We start from the raw sequence: 15,248 nt of genomic DNA, 5'->3' as shown, positions 1-15,248 counted from the left end.
CGTGATCGCGAAACTGATGGCGCTATCCGTCCGCGCGCGCTGGGCGGTGCTATTTCTCTTCCTCGTCGTCGCGGGTCTCGGCGTCTGGCAGCTCACCAAGCTGCCGATCGACGCCGTGCCCGACATCACCAACAAGCAGGTCCAGATCAACACCATCGACCCGCGTCTCTCGCCGGTCGAAATCGAAAAGCTCGTTACCTATCCGATCGAAATCTCGCTGGCAGGCATTCCGGGGCTCGAGACGACACGCTCGATCTCGCGTAACGGTTTCAGCCAGGTGACGGCGATCTTCACCGACGAAACCGACCTCTATTTCGCGCGCCAGCAAGTGGGTGAACGCCTGCTGCAGGCGGGTGAAAATCTGCCCGACGGGGTTCAGCCCCAGATCGGGCCGGTGACGACGGGCCTCGGCGAAGTCGTCATGTACACCGTCGGCTACAAGAACCCCGACGGTAAAGGCGCCAAGAAGGTCGCCAATCAGCCCGGATGGCAGCCCGATGGCAGCTATCTGACCCCCGAAGGCGACATCCTCACCGACGAGGTCGCCAAGGCCGGTTATCTGCGCACGGTCCAGGACTGGATCGTGAGCCCGCAATTGAAGTCGGTCGGCGGCGTTGCCGGCGTCGACTCGATCGGCGGCTATGCCAAGACCTTCGTCGTCGAGCCCGATCCGACGCGGCTCACCAGCTACGGGATTTCCTACAGCGAACTTGGTGAAGCGCTCGAACGCGCCAACCTCGCGGTCGGTGCCAACTATTACAACCGGGCGGGCGAGGCCTATCTCGTGCGCGTCGATGCGCGCGTGCGCTCGGTCGACGAAATCCGCAATGCGGTCGTTGCGACGCGCGGCGGGGTTCCGGTGACCGTGGGTCAGCTCGCCAATGTGAGGATCGGCGGCGACCTTCGCACCGGTGCGGGCAGCATGAACGGCAAGGAGGCGGTGATCGGCACCGTGCTCATGCTGATCGGTCAGAACAGCCGCACCGTGGCCGAGGATGTCTCGGCGAAGATCGCCCAGATTTCGAAGACCCTCCCGCCGGGCGTCGAGGTCAAGGTGGTGCTCGATCGCGCCAAGCTTGTGAACGCAACGGTCGGAACCGTCGAGAAGAACCTCACCGAGGGCGCGCTGCTCGTGGCGGCCGCGCTCTTCTTCCTGCTCGGCAACTGGCGCGCCGCGATCATCGCGGTGCTCGTCATTCCCTTCTCCTTCCTGATGATGGCGATGGGCATGAACGCGTTCCATGTTCCCGGTAACCTGATGAGCCTCGGCGCGCTCGACTTCGGCCTGATCGTCGACGGCGCGGTGATCATCATTGAAAACTGTCTGGCGAGGTTGGCGCACAGGCAGGAACATGAAGGGAGATTGCTCAATCTGCGCGAACGTCTCGAGGAGACGATGCGCGCCAGCCAGGAGATGATCAAACCGACCGTCTTCGGGCAGGCGATCATCCTGCTCGCCTTCGCGCCGCTGCTGATGTTCACGGGCGTCGAGGGCAAGACCTTTTCGCCGATGGCCATCACCATCATGCTCGCGCTCGTGGCCGCCTTCATCCTCGCGATCACGCTCGTTCCCGCGCTCGTCGCGCTGATGATCCGCGGCAAGGTGGCCGAGAAGGAAGTCTGGGCCATCCGGAAGACCAAGGAACGCTATCTGCCCTTGCTCGACAAGGCGATCGCGAAGCCATGGACTTTCATTGCGGGCGGTCTCGCCTTCTTCCTGCTGGCAATCCCGCCCTTCGGTCTGCTTGGCTCGGAATTCATTCCGCAGCTCGACGAGAAGAATATGGCGCTCGCCTCAACGCGCGTGCCATCGGTCAGCCTTGAGCAGTCGCTCACGATGCAGCGCAATGTCGAGAACGCGATCTCCAAATTGCCCGAAGTCGAGCTGATGTTCTCAAAAACGGGTACCGCCGAGGTGGCGACCGACCCGATGCCGCCGAACGTTTCCGACGGCTTCGTCATCCTGAAGCCGCAGGATCAGTGGCCGGCGGGTGTCGATAGCAAGGCCGACGTCGTTGAGAGGATCGAGAAGGCCTCGGGCGGTCAGCTCGGGCAGATGTTCGAAGTCAGCCAGCCGATCCAGCTCCGCTTCAACGAGCTGATCGCGGGTGTCCGCGGCGACGTGGCCATCAAGCTCTATGGTGACGATCTCGACAAGATGTCGCTCGCCGCGAACGAGATGGTCCGTGTGCTTCAGGGCATTCCGGGTGCGGGCAGCGTCAAGGCCGACCAGGTGGGCGGCGCTCCGACGCTCGATGTGAAGCTCGATCGCAATGCGATCGCGCGCTACGGGCTGTCGGTGCAGGAGGTTGCCGACACGGTGTCGGCGGCGCTCGGCGGCCGCGAATCCGGCTTGCTCTACGAAGGCGACCGGCGCTTCGACATCACGGTTCGCGTCCCCGATGCGACCCGGGTCAATCTCGACGACATCCGCGCGCTGCCCGTGCTTCTGCCTTCCGAGGGCGGCAACCGCGGACAGATTCCGCTCGCCCAGGTGGCACAGATCCGGCTGACCGAAGGGCTCAACCAGATCAGCCGCGAAAATGGCAAGCGGCGCGTCGTCGTCCAGGTGAACCTCGAAGGCCGCGATGCGGGCTCCTTCGTGGCCGAAGCGCAGGCGAAGATCGCCAATGTGAAGCTACCGGCGGGCTATTACATTGAATGGGGTGGTCAGTTCGAAAGCCTCCAGGCGGCGTCGAAGCGGCTCTCGATCGTGGTGCCGCTCTGCTTCGCGGGCATCTTCATCCTGCTTTACATGGCACTTGGTACCTTCGGGCGTGCAACTGCCGTGTTCCTTGCGGTGCCGCTCGGTCTCGCGGGGGGGGTGTTCACCCTGGCGCTAACGGGCATCAACTTCTCGGTGTCGGCGGCGGTGGGCTTCATCTGCCTTGCCGGCGTCGCGGTCCTCAACGGTCTCGTCGTCATGACGGCGATACGCGAGCGGCTCGAGGATGGAACGCCTCTCGTCGAGGCGATCCGCGAGGGCATGACCGAGAAGATGCGTGCGGTGATCATGACCGGCTTCGTGCCCGCGATCGGCTTCGTGCCGATGGCGCTCGCGACCGGGACGGGTGCCGAGGTGCAGAAGCCGCTCGCGACGACCGTCATCGGCGGTCTCATCGCGGCGACGATCCTGACGCTTCTGGTTCTTCCCGCCATCGCCAAGGTGGTGCTCGGATCGAACTGGCAGCCCGGCTTCATGAAACGCAAGTCCGAACCGGCCGAAGCGCCGGTCACGGAATAGGAGAGGAACATGCAAAAAGCATCCAAGCTCTTGCGCGTCTACACCGACGAATCTGCCTTTTTCGGTGACCAGCGCGTCTTCGAGTTCATTTCCGAACTCGCCCGCCAGCAAAAGCTGGCGGGGGTAACCGTCCTTGAAGCGGTTCTCGGTTTCGGCCGCTCGGCGCATCTTCACCGCAAGCATGCGCTGGAGAATGACCGGGCGGTCGTGATCGAGATCATCGACGACGAGCAGAAGCTGCGCGACTTCGCGGCGCAGCTCGCCGAAATACCGGACATCGGGCTCATCACGCTCGAAGCGGTGGATATCCTCGGCGGGAAATCCGCCGCGGAGTCCCCTGATGTCCAGAGCTGACCGGCACCTTGCCGGTCTACACCGCGGCGCAGGTCCCCGGCCTGCGTCGCGGACCAGCTTGCGCGAGCGAGGGGGCAGCCGATGTTCTCGGTAGGTACCTCGCTCCGCTTGCCGGTCCCGATCGGGCGTGTCTGGCGCCTGCTCGTCGATATCGAGCGATACGGCGACTGGCATCCGACGCTCCGCTTCACCGATCGTCCCGGTGATGAAGAGCGGCTCGACTATGTCTATTCGCCGCGCGGGGCGCGTGGACCCGAACTGTCGGCCGAGGGCCGGATCACCGGTCTCGACTGGCTTTCGGGTTTCTCATGGCGGACCGGTATGCGCGGTCTGCTCGTCATCGAGGAGAGTTACCGGCTCGAAAAGCTCGGTCAGGGCGTCGAGGTCACACACCGGCTCGACTGCCGCGGCGTCTTCTCCTGGCTCGGCTATCCCTTTCTGCGCCGCGCCTGCTCGGTGTTCCTGCGCCGCTCGAACGCGGCGCTCGAAAAGCATTTCGGCCGCACGACCGTCCAGTCGCGTTATGCGCGGCCGAGCGGACGGCGCGCATGATTTTGAGTTCGAAACCTGGCCGTCGGAGGCCCCTCTCATTCGCCCCCCTCACCACGGGCAGGGGTCTCCGGCGGTCAGGGAGGTGCGGGAGCCGGGTCGCATCCCGAGAAGGTTCCCGCACCTCATCCTGCCGTGCGTTTAACATGCGCCCGGACCGCAATGCCGATCGCCAAGTGAAAAGGATCGCATCATGAGTGACCAGTTGCGGCTCGATATTCCGCTGCTCCTCCCCGAAGTCGCCGATACCGCCGACCGCTGCGTCGCGCGCCTGATGAGCGAACTCGAAGGACGCGAAGGCGTCGACAAGGTCCATGTGGTCCGGTCGAGCGACGCTTCGCCGCCGCAGCTCTGCATCCATTACCGTCCGGACATTCTCCCGCTCGAACGCGTGCGGCAGCTCGCGCGAAGCGCCGGCGCGGAGCTCACCGGCCAATATCAGCATCTCTTCTGGGACGATCTCGAGGGCGTCGGCCACGCGCGGCGCGCGCGGACGATCGGCCTTCGGCTTCGCGAAATGCCGGGCGTGATCGAAGCCGAAGTCGGCGCGGCGGGGACGCTGCGCGCCGAGTTCCAGCGCTCGGAAACCTCCATCGAAGCGATCAGAAAGGTATTGTCGGATATGGGCGTCACCCGGAAATCGGCTGCCGTCGCCGCGGCTGTCCCGGCACAAGCTGGACATGTGCATGGTGACGATGGTCATGATCATGGCCCCGATCACACCCACGGACCCGACCATAAGCATGGCCATACGGGGCCGGACGATCATGATCATGGTCATGACCATGGCGGGATATTCGGCGAACGCACCGAGCTGATTTTCGCCCTCCTTTGCGGTCTCGTCCTCGGCATCGGTTTCGCGATCGAGAAGTTCGAGGTCGCTCCCGGGTGGGTGAGCTTCGGCCTCTATCTTGCTGCCTATGGTTTCGGCGGCTGGTTCACCGTCCGTGAAGCGATCGAGAATCTGAAGCTCAAGCGCTTCGAGATCGACACGCTGATGCTCGTCGCCGCAGCCGGCGCGGCAGCGCTGGGCGCTTGGGCCGAAGGCGCGCTGCTTCTCTTCCTCTTCAGCTTGGGCCATGCGCTAGAACATTATGCCATGGGCCGCGCCAAGCGCGCGATCGAGGCGCTCGCCGAACTGGCGCCTCAGACCGCCGTGGTGAAGAACGACGACGGCAGCACGCGCGAAGTGGCGGTCGAGCTTCTGCAGATCGGCGACACGGTCGTGGTCAAGCCCAACGAGCGGCTCCCGGCTGACGGTTTTGTCGTCGCTGGGCGAACGGCAGTAGATCAGGCGCCCGTGACGGGAGAAAGCGTTCCCGTCGACAAAGAGCCTGTGCCGAGCCGCTCAATCGCCGCAGCAAGTCCCGATGCTATCGATTCAAAAAATCGGGTCTTCGCGGGTACGATCAACGGCTATGGGGTTATCCACGTTGCAGTGACACGGCTTGCCGGCGACTCTGCTCTCGCCAAAGTCGTTCAGATGGTAAGTGAAGCCGAAACGCAAAAGTCTCCGACCCAGCGATTCACCGACCGCTTCGAAAGGATTTTTGTTCCCAGCGTGCTCGCGTTGGTTTTTCTACTGCTCTTTTCCTGGGTCATTATAGACGAACCATTTCGCGACAGCTTCTATCGGGCAATGGCGGTCTTGGTTGCCGCTAGTCCCTGCGCGCTCGCAATAGCCACGCCGAGTGCTGTCCTTTCAGGGGTAGCCCGCGCCGCCCGTGGCGGTGTGCTCGTAAAGGGAGGTGGGCCGCTCGAAAGCCTCGGTTCGCTCACTGCACTGGCATTTGACAAGACCGGCACGCTTACGGAGGGGGAGCCACGGATTGTGTCCGTAATCCCTTCAGTCGATGTAACGGGCGACGAACTATTACGGGTTGCAATTTCGGTTGAACAGCTGAGCGATCATCCGCTGGCTCGCGCCATAGCTCGTGATGGCCGAGAACTGCTGGCTTCCGGGAATATTCCGGAAGCGCAGGATTTTAGAAGCCGCACTGGTGAGGGTGTCTCCGCGACCGTTGACGGCGAAGACGTGCTGATCGGGAAATCCGAGATGTTCGGGCGTAATGGTACGCCCCCCCTAGGTCCCGAACTCCTAGCAGAGATTGAGCGCTTGCGCTTGAACGGTCGGACCACAATGGCCGTTCGGAAGGGGACGCGCGACCTTGGGGTGATCGGACTAATGGACCAGCCCCGAAAATCAGCGCCTTCCACGATCTCTAAACTACGACACCTCGGGATTCGCCGCATGATCATGGTTTCGGGCGACAACCAGCAGGTCGCGGAGGCTGTCGCTGGTGAAGTCGGTATCGACGAGGCATGGGGCGACCTCATGCCTGATCAGAAAGTTGACGCCATACGCGATCTGAAGGCCAGGCAACCTGTAGCGATGGTCGGCGATGGCGTCAACGATGCTCCCGCTATGGCAAATGCTACCGTCGGCATCGCTATGGGGGCGGCTGGATCAGATGTCGCTCTTGAAGCCGCCGACGTCGCTTTGATGGCAGACGATCTCGCGCATCTGCCCTTCGCGATCGGTCTTAGTCGCCAGACGCGGCGGATCATTCGCCAGAATCTGGTCGTGAGCCTCGGCGTGGTTGTTGTCCTCGTGCCGGCGACGATCTTCGGGCTCGGTATCGGTCCCGCAGTCGCGGCGCATGAAGGTTCGACGCTCGTTGTTGTCGCCAACGCGCTGCGCCTGCTCGCCTATCGCGACCGCGTCGCGGACTGAGCGGTGACCAGGTCGCCGACGGCCCGGACCGCGCGTGCGAAGGAGGAAAGGAGACGTGATGGAGTTCGAGCGGGAGCATGATCTCCCCTATAGTCCGGAGCAGATATGGGCGGTTCTCGGCGACTTCGAGAACCACCGGATCTGGAATCCCTATGTCCGCATCGAGCGTTTGACCGAGGACCCGATCGCGATCCGCTATTCGATGCGAATGGATCTCCACAAGCCCAAGTTTCTCGAGGTTCCCGCTGCGGTAACGTCAGCGCGCCCCGGGGAAGAACTGATACTCGACGTGAAGCCTAGCTTCATCCTCCAGTTCGAGGAAAGCTACATCGTGACGCCGACGGCAAGCGGGACGAAGTTCGTCCACCGCTACCGCTGCCGCGGGCCCTTTGCCTGGCTCCGGCTTCCCGGCATCAAGACCAGCTTCCAGAGAATGATCGGGTCGATCGACGGCATCCTGCTCAGCTATCTCAAGTCCAAGTATAGCAAGCCGCAATCGCCGCCCCGGCGAACCAAACCGAAGTTCAGAGGTGGCCGGCGATGACGAGCTTTCCGCTTCTCGCTCCGCACAAATGGCGTCCGCTCGGCGCGGCCTGGACGATTGCCCTCTTGTCGAGCCTCGCCGTCCTCTTCGTCGGCGAGGTCATGGGTCAGGCACCGTGCGATCTCTGCTGGTTTCAGCGCGCCTTCATGTTCCCGCTCGCGATCATTCTCGGCATCGCCGCGTTCAAGTCGGACCGCGCCGTCATTCCTTACGGGCTGGCGCTGGCCGCGGGAGGCAGCCTCGTCGCCCTCTATCATAGCCTGCTCTATGCCGGCGTCATTCCGGCCCCGATCGTCCCCTGCACCGGCGGTCCCTCCTGCTCGGGCGAGAGCATGGCGATCGGAGGCGTGCCGCTGCCCCTCCTGTCGCTCACCGCTTTCGCGATCATCCTTATCCTCTTGCTCAACTTCCAAAGGAGACTGAAATCATGAACAGACGTATCGGAGTGGTGGCCACGCTTGTCGTTTCGGCACTCGCCTTCACCGGCGGCGCGATGCTCTACAGCGGAACCGCCGAGGGCGAACCCACGAAGAAGGTCGTGGCGGGGCCCGTCGACAGCCTCATTCGCCCGCACTCGCCGATCATCGGCCCCAAGAATGCCCCGGTCACGATCGTCGAATTCTTCGACCCGTCGTGCGAGGCCTGCCGCGCCTTCTATCCGACGGTGAAGGGCATCGTCGCCAAATATCCCAAGGATGTGCGTCTTGTGATGCGCTACCTGCCGCTGCACCCCGGCTCGGCCGAGGCGATCGTGATCCTCGAAGCCGCGCGCGTGCAGGGCAAGCTTGTGCCGGTGACGGCGGCGCTGCTCGAGGCGCAGCCCGACTGGCATGACGGGAAGATGGACGGCGCCTGGGCCGCGGCCGAGAAGGCCGGCCTCAATGTCGCGAAAGCGCGCGCGATGCCGACCGCCGATGCGATGTCCTGGATGGAACAGGACATTGCCGACGCGCGCGCGGTCGGCGTCAAGGGCACCCCGACATTTTTTGTCAATGGCGAGATGCTCGTCCAGCCCAGCCCCGAACAGGTCGAGGCCCGAGTCCAGGCCGCCGTCGCGGCAAAGGGCAAATGAGGGCCGCACCCGCCCCGCTTCGTCCACGCGGGGCGGGTGCCCACCATCCGTCGCGACGCTGTCTCTCCCGCCATCGGCCTGTCGCATGGACACGCCGGGTCACCGGCCGATCGGCGGCGGTGGAGGAAATATTCACAGCGCATTCAAGCATGAAGGGGGATTTTGACCGCCACGAAAAGGAGAGACTGACATGCGAAAACTGATGACGATCGCGGCTGCGATGCTCGCCTTCGCGGTCCCCGGAACGGCGCTTGCCCAGCATCATGGCGATCGCGGCGGATATAGCCGCGGCCATGATGCGCCGCGTGGCCACGACCGCGACTATCGTTCGAACCGGCACGACCAGCCCTATTATGGCAATGACCGGGGCTATCGCGGCTACGACCCCTATTATCGCGGATACGATCGCCGCTACGAACGCCGCGACCGCTACGAGCGGCGCTATCAGAAGCGCCGGATGCACCACCACCATCGCGGGCGTCACTGGCGCGGGTGAGCCGGCAGGGACGTTGGCGCCGGGATAGTGCTCGTCTAGGAAGGGCCGCTTCTATGGGGGGATAGATGATGCGGCACCGATCCGAGACATGGCTTGCCTGGTTTTCGCTTTTCGCGACGACGATCCATTTCACCCTCGAAACCTGGTATCATATGGTCTGGGGGCAGCCGCTTCAGGCGTTGCTCGTCGACTATATCAGCGTGGCGCTGATGATTTTCGGGGCCGTGACATCGCTCCGCATCAGGCCGCGTAGTGCGGCCGGCCTGCTGGCCGCCGCCTGGACCTATAATCTCGGCTTCGGGTGGCGGAGCGCCTTTGGCAGATTGGAGGCGCTGGAGCGCGGCGCAGCGCCGGTCAACGGCGAGGCGTCCTTCGTCCTCCCGATCGTCGCGGCCTCTCTCATGATCGCGGCGATCGTGATGGTCTGGGCTCTCTTTCTCGCCTGGAGGCAGGCGTTGAGCCCTTCACCGGCGAACGGCTGACGGCGGGCGCGACACCCGGCTGATCGCTATCGCCGCGCGCGGTAGATCGAAATCGAGCCGGTCGGCGTCGGGATGACTTTCATCTCTTCGACCGCCTCGAAACCCGCGGCTTTAAGGATTCCCGGGACGCAGCCCTTCGCGTTGGGTTCAGTATATTCGAACCCGTCGAGCAGCTGGATCTGGCGAAAAAGCATGCGCATCAGCAGCGACCGCTGCTCGCCATAGTCGGCTATGAAAAGAGTCCCGCCCGGCCTCAGGAGCCTGAACATCTGCGCGGCAATCGCTTCCTTGACGGCCATCGGGCACTGGTGAAGGACAAGGCTTGATACGATCTTGTCGCATTGCCGGAGTGCGTCGATGCCGTCCAGCTCGTCGCCCATGGCCTCGAACCATCGAATCTCGGTATCGGCAACCTCAGCCTTGGCGCGCGCGATTTCCAGCACGGCGGGGTCGGGATCGACCGCCAGAACTATGCTTTCCGGCGCCGACTGCTTGAGGGCGATTGCAAATGTTCCCGTGCCGCACCCGATGTCGACGATCCGCTCGCCCGGCCGCGGTTCGGCGAAGCGCAGCAAGTCGCTTCGCCATCTTTTCTCTCTGGTCATGAGGGCTATGGCGGCATCGTAGCGGTCGAGCGATCCGCTCTTGCCGAGTGCCGGGACGAAGTCTCTTTGTGCGTCTGACATGATGCCCCTCTACTAGGCGTCATCACGCACCGGCTTGAACGGAGAGGCTATGATTCGATGAAAAGGTCGCTTGCCCGAATACCGAACATCGCCTTGATCGTGCGGGCGAAATGCGCGCTGTCGCTGAACCCGGCCATATGTGCGGCCTCGGTCGCGCTGCGGCGCATTCCCAATTCGTCGAAGGCGATAATCAACCGTCGCCAGAGCACAAAGCGCTGGAAGGGCATGCCGATCTCGGCGGCAAAGAGATGCCGGAAGCGGCCGAGCGAAAGGCGGCTCTCTTCCGCCACATCCGCGAGGCGGACAGAGCCCATGGGGATCAGGCGGTCAATCGAGGCGGCGGCGCGGGTGATGCGCGGATCGAGCGGGGGGCGGGTGCCTCGCATGAGCCAGTTTTTCCAGAAGGAACGCTGTCCCGGCATCTCGACATGAATCGGATCGGAGCAGATCAGCCGGTTTTTCAGTTCTACCGGCGGACCGAAGCCCACTGTCGGCTCGACGAACCATAATTCGGCCGCGGGAGCGGGGAGCAGCCGGTGCACGGTATCGGGTTCGATGAGCAAGCAACGCCCCGACAGGCGCGCGCCATCAGCAGTGACCACCGTAAGCGGCTCAGCACAGAATACTGCCTGCGCCGCAAAATGACGGTGCGCGGCGGCATCGCCAACCGAACCCGACCAGAGAGCATGATAGTCGCCGAGGCTAAGTCGGCCGTTCCAGTTGGACGTGTCGGGCATCGGGTCTCGATAGCAGGCCTAACTCATGTGCGTAACGGGCGCTGGGTTAGCTGTCTGGCTCGGAGGCTCTTTTCGGAAGCCGCCGCACGGCCAAGGAGAAGTGCGCCGACCCCGTGATGATTACCCTCATTGACCCTGCGTTGTCTCGACCCGGCGATGTTGCCGACTGTTGTGACGATAGCCGATCCAGAGGATTGCAAGCGCGAGAAGCTGGAGCAGCAACGGTTCGAGCGAAGGAAATATCCCCATCGTCGGGAAGCGAGGAAAATGAGCGAGCGGTGTGATGCCGAGGAGGCCGGCTTCCTGTAGCGCGCCCGCGCCCTTGCCGGCCAGGACAACCGCAAGGATGGCGATCAGTGCGGAGCTGTAGGCGAAAAATTTCCCGATCGGCAGGACCCGGCTGTAACGAAGCATGACCCATGCGATTGCTGCCAGGATCACCACTGCAGTTCCGGCTCCGGCAGCGATCGCGCTGCGGCTCCCTTGCGCGGCGAGAGCTGCGAAAAACAGGATGGTCTCAAAGACTTCCCGATAGACCACGAGGAAAGCGAGCCCGAACAGGAACCAGGCCGAGCGGCGCGAAAGCGCCTTGCCCATCGCTTCGCGGATATAGCGCTGCCAGCTCTCCGCGTGCGACTTTCCGTGCATCCAGATGCCGACCCAGACGAGCACGACTGCGGCGAAAAGCGAGCCAAATCCCTCTGTCAACTCGCGGTTCGCTCCGCTGATCGAGATTGCATAGGTCGCGACTGCCCAGGTTGCGCCGCCGGCAGCCAAGGCTGCGATCCAGCCGCCATGGACATAGGGTAGGACCTCAGGCCGTTCGGCCTTTCGCAAGAAAGCGATCATCGCCACGATGATCAGAAGCGCTTCGAGACCCTCGCGCAGCAAGATGGTAAGCGCCCCGACAAAGGTCGATGCGTCGCTGGCTGCATCGGGAGACAGTGCAGCTTCGGCATCGGCGAAAAGGGTTTCGACTGCGGCGGCTTTACCCGCGACCGCATCGACCGGCACACCTCGCGCGATGGACACGCGATAATCGGACATCGCGGATTCGATTTGCGCCATAAGGGCGGAATCGCGCGTCGTCAGGATCGGCTCAATCGGTTCGAAACCGTCGAGATAGGCGGACAGCGCGAGACGCTCTGCCTCGCTCCGGTTTCCCTTGCGGTATGCGGCAAGGCTTTGCGCCAATTTGTCACGCGCAACCGCAAGCGTCGCGGGCGAAGCGGTTGTCAATGCTTGGGGATCGGAACGCAAATAGGCGGTAAGCGCGTCGGCCTGCTCCGATCCCAGCCCACGACCAAGCACTTCCGGGCTGAGACTCGTGAAGGCTTGCAGGTCGGGGACCAGTTCGCGCGCCGCAGGGGTCTGGTTCCAGACACGCCGGCCGGCTGCGACGTCGCGAAATGCAAATCCACCGGCATAGGCTGCTACCGCCCAGCGGTCGTCGGAGGGCAAATGGGCAAAACTGGGCATGGACGTGCCTTCGAGCCCCTGTCCTATGACCTGATAGAGCGCGAACAGACTGCGCTTGCGAGCGCGTCCGGCGTCGGTGAAATCGATAGGTGCCGGGTCGAGCCCCTTGGCCTGATGTCCATTGCCATCGCCGCGCGCCCCATGACAGCTGGCGCAATTTTCCAGATAGACTTGGGCTCCGCGCCGGGGATCTGGAGCGTTGCGCGGCGCGAGGGGCACGGGGTAGGCGGCGAGGAGGTCCGCCGCGAGTCCGCGCGCCTGGCCAGCCACCTTGCCGGGGCTCGCCTTCGATGCGATCGCCGTCTGGAGTTGTCCCGCTTCACTGACAAGGCGAGCCCGCGCCGGGGATACCGGAAGCGCTTCGATCCCCTTGCGAACGGTGGCGGAAAACTCGGTCATCTCGGAATATTCGACCGTGCTCGTCACCACGCCATTCGAGACGGCTCCACCATAGTCGACCGCAACATAGTCCAGCAGGCGCCATATGGTCTGGACTTCGTCGGCATCAGTGCGGGCCTGTGCCGTCGGCACGACGAGGCCGCCGATTGCAGCAAGCGCGATCAGCAGAGAGAGAAAGCGGCGGGCGGGGGGCATTGGCCCTATTGTCCGGGCACAGTCGACAGTTCGCGCAATTCGGTCCGCGCGCTGCGTAGAATCTCATAGGCCGAATGCAGGAAAAGCGTGGCAATGATGGCGGCGACTGCAAGGTCGGGCCAGGCTTGCCCGGTCCATGCGACGAGGCCGGCGGCGATGATCACCGCCACATTGGCGATCGCGTCGTTGCGGCTGAACAGCCACACCGCCCGGACATTGGCGTCGCCTTCGCGGAACCGCGAGAGGACCGCGGCCGAGGTGAGGTTGACGAGGAGGGCGGCGGCGCCGATGCCGCCCATCAGCTCGGCTTCGGGCGGAACCGCGGTCAGGGCACGCCACAGCGCGACGCCGATGACCCCTATGCCGAGCGACAGCAGGAACAGGCCTTGGGCTAAGGCGATACGCGTGCGGGCGAGCGCAGTCCAGCCTATCGCGACGAGGCCGGCCAACGTGATCGTGCCGTCGCCGATAAAGTCGAGCGAGTCGGCTTTCAGCGCCTGGCTGTTGGCGATGAACCCGCCGACGATCTCGATCGCGCCGAAGCCGAGATTGAGAATTACGACGATCCACAAGGCCCTTCGATAGGCGGGATCGCGTTCGGCCCTGACGGTGTCGCCCGTGCAGCCGCAATTGCTGTCGTTGCTCATTCCCCTGTTCTACATTCTACAGTAACTGTAGAAGCAAGCTGAAATCGAAACGAGACTGAGAGGAAGGGAGATGGCGCGCGACACGCGGCTGCCGATCGGCGGCCTGGCGAAACGCACCGGCACCAAGGTAAACACGATCCGCTTCTATGAGGATATCGGATTGCTGCCTTGCGCAGCGCGCACAGCCTCTGGCCGGCGCACCTACGGGGATGAGGATGTCGGGCGCCTCGCATTCATCCGCAATGCCCGCGGCCTCGGCTTTTCGATCGATGAAATCCGGTCGTTGACGGCGCTGGCCTTGGGGCCGGGGCAGGACTGCGCCGAAATCCGCGCGCTTGCGGCGCGTCACCTGCTCGATGTCGATGAAAAGCTGGAACGGATGGCGCGGCTCCGTGCTGAACTTGCCCGTATCGTCCAGCTCTGCGATGGCGGGCCGGTGTCGGATTGCCGGGTCATCGAGGCCATCGCCGCCGGAAATGCCTAGCCGCCGCGCTATCGGGACTGTCGGCGGCTTGCGGCTCAGCCGCAGCAACTGCCCTTGCCGCCGTCAACCTGTATTGGCGGGCAGGGTACCGTGCCATAGGAACAGAAGACACAGCAGTCTCCTGGCAGCGGCTTGAGCAGCGCGCCGCATCCCTTGCAGTCGTAGAAATACTGACACGCATCGGTGGGCATGATTTCGTCGGCGATTTGACCGCAGAGCGGACACGTCAGCGTCGATTGCAGGACCGGCGAGGGATCAAGCATAGCGATAGCCAAGCCATAGGAGGACGGCGCCGAAGAGCAGGCCGACGAAGGTCACGACGCGCAGCGTCGCCGGCACGCATAGGCCATCGGCGCCGCAGCGCGCCGCGCGCATCTGCTGGCGCGCCAGCAGCACGCCACCGGCGACGAGCGAAATTGCGCCGAATGCGACGAACCAGAGCCGGTAGGGCGCGGCCGGGACCGCTATGCCGACGAGCCAGGCGGACCCGAGCCCCGCCGAGGCAAGCAGCATGGGAAGCGCGCAGCAGGTGGCTGCGAGAAAGCCCGATGCGATCCCGCCAAGCGCCAGCGAAATGGCCCCAAATCCTTTCGGACGCCTTGCATCTCCAGCCAAATTCTACCTCCTTGTTTCGCGGTATCGGCAAGTCTACCATCTGTAGTGACTACAGATGCAAGCGGAATCGCAATGGCCCCCTCAAGCACCATCCCCATCGGCGAGCTTTCTCGGCTTACCGGCTGCAATATCGAGACGATCCGCTATTATGAGCGCATCGGCATTCTGCCCGCGCCGGTCCGGTACGGGCGATTTCGCCGTTATGATTCAGCTGGTGTGCGGCGCCTTGCATTTGTGCGGCGCGCGCGCGAACTGGGTTTTCCCCTCGATACGGTCCGCACTTTGCTCCTTCTGGCCGAAGGCGGCAGCCATAGCTGCGATCAGGTGCGTCAAATGGCCGAGGGCCAGCTTGCCGAAGTCCTCGCCAAGCGCGCCGACCTCGACCGCATGGCCGCTGTCTTGGGCGATCTTGTCGAGGCGTGCGGCGCCGGCGATGCCGGGGGCTGCCCGCTTCTGGAGGCGCTGTCCGACTAGGTTTGAGTGCAGCCGTCTTCCGCCAACACCCCAAAGCAGCTATTGCGCGCGGCAGTT

General features: G+C 63.8%; 17 protein-coding genes. 11 read left to right on the top strand and 6 right to left on the bottom strand.

What is annotated here, in order from left to right; translation table 11 throughout:
- Window position 1: 1 nt before the first annotated feature.
- From P1IM2_RS02425 to P1IM2_RS02385, 9 genes are all read left to right on the top strand, one after another.
- Window positions 2-3,244, top strand: coding sequence for an efflux RND transporter permease subunit (locus tag P1IM2_RS02425; protein WP_186401312.1), 3,243 nt, complete (start codon window positions 2-4; stop codon window positions 3,242-3,244).
- 9 nt (window positions 3,245-3,253) lie between these two features.
- A complete protein-coding gene (locus P1IM2_RS02420; protein WP_186401311.1) occupies window positions 3,254-3,598 on the top strand; it encodes a DUF190 domain-containing protein in 345 nt (114 codons plus the stop codon).
- A gap of 81 nt (window positions 3,599-3,679) precedes the next feature.
- Window positions 3,680-4,150 (top strand): SRPBCC family protein, encoded by a 471-nt coding sequence (locus P1IM2_RS02415; protein ID WP_186401310.1) that lies wholly within the window; start codon window positions 3,680-3,682, stop codon window positions 4,148-4,150.
- A gap of 190 nt (window positions 4,151-4,340) precedes the next feature.
- Window positions 4,341-6,881 (top strand): heavy metal translocating P-type ATPase, encoded by a 2,541-nt coding sequence (locus P1IM2_RS02410; RefSeq protein ID WP_186401309.1) that lies wholly within the window; start codon window positions 4,341-4,343, stop codon window positions 6,879-6,881.
- Between the two features lie 58 nt (window positions 6,882-6,939).
- Entirely contained in the window at window positions 6,940-7,425 is a 486-nt protein-coding gene (locus tag P1IM2_RS02405; RefSeq protein WP_186401308.1) for an SRPBCC family protein, read from the top strand.
- Window positions 7,422-7,856, top strand: coding sequence for a disulfide bond formation protein B (locus P1IM2_RS02400; RefSeq protein WP_186401307.1), 435 nt, complete (start codon window positions 7,422-7,424; stop codon window positions 7,854-7,856). The genes P1IM2_RS02405 and P1IM2_RS02400 overlap by 4 nt, the downstream gene beginning before the upstream one ends.
- Window positions 7,853-8,497: a thioredoxin domain-containing protein gene (locus tag P1IM2_RS02395; RefSeq protein ID WP_186401306.1), complete on the top strand. Its 645-nt coding sequence runs from the start codon at window positions 7,853-7,855 to the stop codon at window positions 8,495-8,497. Before P1IM2_RS02400 ends, P1IM2_RS02395 begins: the two co-directional genes overlap by 4 nt.
- A gap of 190 nt (window positions 8,498-8,687) precedes the next feature.
- Window positions 8,688-8,993 (top strand): hypothetical protein, encoded by a 306-nt coding sequence (locus tag P1IM2_RS02390; RefSeq protein ID WP_186401305.1) that lies wholly within the window; start codon window positions 8,688-8,690, stop codon window positions 8,991-8,993.
- A gap of 65 nt (window positions 8,994-9,058) precedes the next feature.
- Window positions 9,059-9,475 (top strand): hypothetical protein, encoded by a 417-nt coding sequence (locus P1IM2_RS02385; RefSeq protein ID WP_186401304.1) that lies wholly within the window; start codon window positions 9,059-9,061, stop codon window positions 9,473-9,475.
- A gap of 26 nt (window positions 9,476-9,501) precedes the next feature.
- Here P1IM2_RS02385 and P1IM2_RS02380 read toward each other — a convergent pair whose 3' ends face one another.
- From P1IM2_RS02380 to P1IM2_RS02365, 4 genes are all read right to left on the bottom strand, one after another.
- Entirely contained in the window at window positions 9,502-10,161 is a 660-nt protein-coding gene (locus P1IM2_RS02380; protein WP_186401303.1) for a class I SAM-dependent methyltransferase, read from the bottom strand.
- Between the two features lie 47 nt (window positions 10,162-10,208).
- Window positions 10,209-10,898, bottom strand: coding sequence for an AraC family transcriptional regulator (locus tag P1IM2_RS02375; protein WP_186401302.1), 690 nt, complete (start codon window positions 10,896-10,898; stop codon window positions 10,209-10,211).
- Window positions 10,899-11,024: 126 nt separating this feature from the next.
- A complete protein-coding gene (locus P1IM2_RS02370) occupies window positions 11,025-12,971 on the bottom strand; it encodes a cytochrome c/FTR1 family iron permease (protein WP_186401301.1) in 1,947 nt (648 codons plus the stop codon).
- A gap of 5 nt (window positions 12,972-12,976) precedes the next feature.
- Window positions 12,977-13,618, bottom strand: a complete 642-nt coding sequence (locus P1IM2_RS02365) for a cation transporter (RefSeq protein WP_037553278.1) — start codon at window positions 13,616-13,618, stop codon at window positions 12,977-12,979.
- A gap of 70 nt (window positions 13,619-13,688) precedes the next feature.
- On the opposite strand from P1IM2_RS02365, the gene P1IM2_RS02360 reads away from it, so the two are divergent.
- Window positions 13,689-14,102: a helix-turn-helix domain-containing protein gene (locus P1IM2_RS02360; RefSeq protein WP_186401300.1), complete on the top strand. Its 414-nt coding sequence runs from the start codon at window positions 13,689-13,691 to the stop codon at window positions 14,100-14,102.
- A 35-nt stretch (window positions 14,103-14,137) separates the two neighbouring features.
- On the opposite strand, the gene P1IM2_RS02355 is transcribed toward P1IM2_RS02360, so the two are convergent.
- Together P1IM2_RS02355 and P1IM2_RS02350 are read right to left on the bottom strand one after the other, a co-directional pair.
- Window positions 14,138-14,365, bottom strand: a complete 228-nt coding sequence (locus tag P1IM2_RS02355; RefSeq protein WP_081611194.1) for a GDCCVxC domain-containing (seleno)protein — start codon at window positions 14,363-14,365, stop codon at window positions 14,138-14,140.
- Window positions 14,358-14,717: a mercuric ion transport protein, MerT gene (locus tag P1IM2_RS02350; RefSeq protein ID WP_254535760.1), complete on the bottom strand. Its 360-nt coding sequence runs from the start codon at window positions 14,715-14,717 to the stop codon at window positions 14,358-14,360. The genes P1IM2_RS02355 and P1IM2_RS02350 overlap by 8 nt, the downstream gene beginning before the upstream one ends.
- Window positions 14,718-14,789: 72 nt before the next feature.
- On the opposite strand from P1IM2_RS02350, the gene P1IM2_RS02345 reads away from it, so the two are divergent.
- Window positions 14,790-15,191 carry a helix-turn-helix domain-containing protein gene (locus P1IM2_RS02345; RefSeq protein WP_186401299.1) on the top strand — a complete coding sequence of 134 codons (402 nt, stop codon included), beginning with the start codon at window positions 14,790-14,792 and terminating at the stop codon, window positions 15,189-15,191.
- Window positions 15,192-15,248: the final 57 nt, after the last annotated feature.

Source organism: Sphingopyxis sp. P1IMeth2, assembly GCF_900185685.1.
GTDB classification, from domain to species: Bacteria; Pseudomonadota; Alphaproteobacteria; order Sphingomonadales; family Sphingomonadaceae; genus Sphingopyxis; species Sphingopyxis terrae_A.
The sequence above is the reverse complement of the archived record's forward strand: the minus strand, read 5'-3'. Positions and strand labels throughout refer to the sequence as shown.

Bases quoted from the DNA above. Each gene is read 5' to 3' on its own strand.
- P1IM2_RS02420 (WP_186401311.1), top strand. From the start codon at position 3,254: ATGCAAAAAGCATCCAAGCTCTTGCGCGTCTACACCGACGAATCTGCC.
- P1IM2_RS02415 (WP_186401310.1), top strand. From the start codon at position 3,680: ATGTTCTCGGTAGGTACCTCGCTCCGCTTGCCGGTCCCGATCGGGCGT.
- P1IM2_RS02410 (WP_186401309.1), top strand. From the start codon at position 4,341: ATGAGTGACCAGTTGCGGCTCGATATTCCGCTGCTCCTCCCCGAAGTC.
- P1IM2_RS02405 (WP_186401308.1), top strand. From the start codon at position 6,940: ATGGAGTTCGAGCGGGAGCATGATCTCCCCTATAGTCCGGAGCAGATA.
- P1IM2_RS02400 (WP_186401307.1), top strand. From the start codon at position 7,422: ATGACGAGCTTTCCGCTTCTCGCTCCGCACAAATGGCGTCCGCTCGGC.
- P1IM2_RS02395 (WP_186401306.1), top strand. From the start codon at position 7,853: ATGAACAGACGTATCGGAGTGGTGGCCACGCTTGTCGTTTCGGCACTC.
- P1IM2_RS02390 (WP_186401305.1), top strand. From the start codon at position 8,688: ATGCGAAAACTGATGACGATCGCGGCTGCGATGCTCGCCTTCGCGGTC.
- P1IM2_RS02385 (WP_186401304.1), top strand. From the start codon at position 9,059: ATGATGCGGCACCGATCCGAGACATGGCTTGCCTGGTTTTCGCTTTTC.
- P1IM2_RS02380 (WP_186401303.1), bottom strand. From the start codon at position 10,161: ATGTCAGACGCACAAAGAGACTTCGTCCCGGCACTCGGCAAGAGCGGA.
- P1IM2_RS02375 (WP_186401302.1), bottom strand. From the start codon at position 10,898: ATGCCCGACACGTCCAACTGGAACGGCCGACTTAGCCTCGGCGACTAT.
- P1IM2_RS02370 (WP_186401301.1), bottom strand. From the start codon at position 12,971: ATGCCCCCCGCCCGCCGCTTTCTCTCTCTGCTGATCGCGCTTGCTGCA.
- P1IM2_RS02365 (WP_037553278.1), bottom strand. From the start codon at position 13,618: ATGAGCAACGACAGCAATTGCGGCTGCACGGGCGACACCGTCAGGGCC.
- P1IM2_RS02360 (WP_186401300.1), top strand. From the start codon at position 13,689: ATGGCGCGCGACACGCGGCTGCCGATCGGCGGCCTGGCGAAACGCACC.
- P1IM2_RS02355 (WP_081611194.1), bottom strand. From the start codon at position 14,365: ATGCTTGATCCCTCGCCGGTCCTGCAATCGACGCTGACGTGTCCGCTC.
- P1IM2_RS02345 (WP_186401299.1), top strand. From the start codon at position 14,790: ATGGCCCCCTCAAGCACCATCCCCATCGGCGAGCTTTCTCGGCTTACC.